This window comes from Hymenobacter agri, from assembly GCF_054778495.1.
Genome location: NZ_BAAGZM010000747.1, coordinates 1 through 1,775 on the forward strand (window position 1 = coordinate 1; position 1,775 = coordinate 1,775).

At 62.6% G+C, this 1,775-nt stretch carries 3 protein-coding genes; 2 read left to right on the forward strand and 1 reads right to left on the reverse strand.

Annotation, left to right across the window (positions count from 1 at the left end; all coding sequences use genetic code 11):
* Positions 1–115 precede the first annotated feature (115 nt).
* Positions 116–586: a gliding motility lipoprotein GldH gene (locus ACYVDE_RS21695; protein WP_460503624.1), complete on the forward strand. Its 471-nt coding sequence runs from the start codon at positions 116–118 to the stop codon at positions 584–586.
* 113 nt (positions 587–699) lie between these two features.
* On the opposite strand, the gene ACYVDE_RS21700 is transcribed toward ACYVDE_RS21695, so the two are convergent.
* On the reverse strand, positions 700–894 hold the full coding sequence (locus ACYVDE_RS21700; protein WP_460503625.1) for a cold-shock protein: 195 nt from the start codon (positions 892–894) through the stop codon (positions 700–702).
* Between the two features lie 232 nt (positions 895–1,126).
* Between ACYVDE_RS21700 and ACYVDE_RS21705 the strand changes: the two genes are divergently transcribed.
* Positions 1,127–1,775 (forward strand): hypothetical protein (locus ACYVDE_RS21705; RefSeq protein ID WP_460503626.1); only part of this gene is annotated, 649 nt, incomplete at its 3' end.

The following is a 1,775-nucleotide window of genomic DNA, read 5'->3' on the forward strand; positions in this document are numbered from 1 at the left end:
GGCAGCGGTGAGGGCGCCGGCGCCGGGGCGCCGGCCCCGGCGGGTGCCTAAGCCCCGGGTTATTTATTGCTTACCGTTTTGATGGCGTATGAATCAGCGTTTTGTCTTTCGTATAGTGGCCGGCCTGGCATTTAGTGGGTTGCTCGCGGCCTGCGACCCCAACCGGGTATTTGAGCAGAACACCGACTTTGCCAATTATTCGTGGGACGTGCAGCAGAAGCCCACCTTCACCTTTGCCATTACCGATACCACGGCCCGGTACGACGTGTACTTCAACGTGCGCTACGCCTCGGCCTATAGCTACTATAACCTGTACCTGCAGGCGTCGTTGCGGGGGCCGGCCGGCCCGATAGGGCGGCCTATGCTACACCAGCTGCTCCTACTCGACCCCAAAACCGGCGAGCCCAGGGGCAAAGGCACCGGCGACATCTACGACCTGCAGGCGCTGGCCATGCCCAACCAGCGCTTCAGCAAGCCCGGCAGCTATACTCTCACGCTGGAGCAATACATGCGCCAGGACCAGCTGCCCGGCCTGATGGCCGTGGGCGTGCGCGTAGCCAGGCACGTAGCGGCGGGCAGTAAATAGCCGGCGCTGAAAATTATTCCACAAAAAAGCCGGTTCCCGCATGCGAGGAACCGGCTTTTTTGTGGAAGCAACTATTGCGGCAGCCCCGCAAAGCTGGTGCTTTGGGCGCGCCGCTATTGAATACGGGTTACTTTGACGGCATTGGGGCCTTTTTTACCTTCTTTAAGGTCGAATTCAACCCGGTCGCCTTCCTGAATCTCGTGGATGAGGCCGGTTTGGTGGACGAAAATTTCTTCCTGGTTGTCGTCGGCGATGATGAAGCCAAAGCCTTTGGTATCGTTGTAAAACTTGACGGTGCCGGTGAGCATGATGGGGGAGGGGTAAAGAATTGAAATGCCGCCCACCGCCTCGACGACGAAGCAGCGGCTTGGATGCCCCAATAATCGGGACGGGATAACAAAAGTAAAATCGGAACTTCGAACCAGCAGCCCGGGAGGGCCGGAGAGAGCTGGCCGTGGCCAACCAGCCCGGCAGTGGCGCGTATAGCCAGGAGCCAGTTGGCCATCAGCTTATTTCTCATTTCACGCCCCACCCATTGCTATGTCGCACGAGCCCGAAAACCTGAACACTGAACCCAATGACATTGCCGGCAACCGCATCGATGGGCCGGTGGGCAACACTGCCACTAAACACACCGCTCCCGGCGCCGGCGTGGGCCAGCCCGGCGGTGCCCCCCACCAGCCTGGCAGCGCGGGCGCAGCCGCTAGGCCGGTATCGAGCGAAGCGCTGGCGGCATCGGAAGCCAGCCCCGGCAAAGGCGCTGTTGACACCGATGGCACCACCCAGGAAAACAAGGAAGCCGACCCGGCCGACCTGGAGCCTGCCAGTAGCACGCCCGGCGCTACCTACGGCGGCAATTTCAGCAATAGCACCCAAGGTAGCTACCACGACCAGCGCCGCCGCGACAACCAGGACAGCGACCCCAACCGCGGGGAATTCGGCGTCGAAAGCCAGCAGGGCACTACCCACGGCGGCTTCGGCAACCAGTATCGCGTGGCCGACTACGAGCCCCGCAGCTCGGCCGAGGACCGGTACTACGGCGGCCCCGGCGCCCCCGGTGTGCAGGATAATGCTTACCGCGCCTACGATGGCCAGGATGCCCGTGCCGACGGCCGCACGCAGTATGGTTTCGAGCCCGGCGCTGCGTCCTTGCCTGGCAACGGCGAGCCGGCCGCTGCCGCCACTGCGC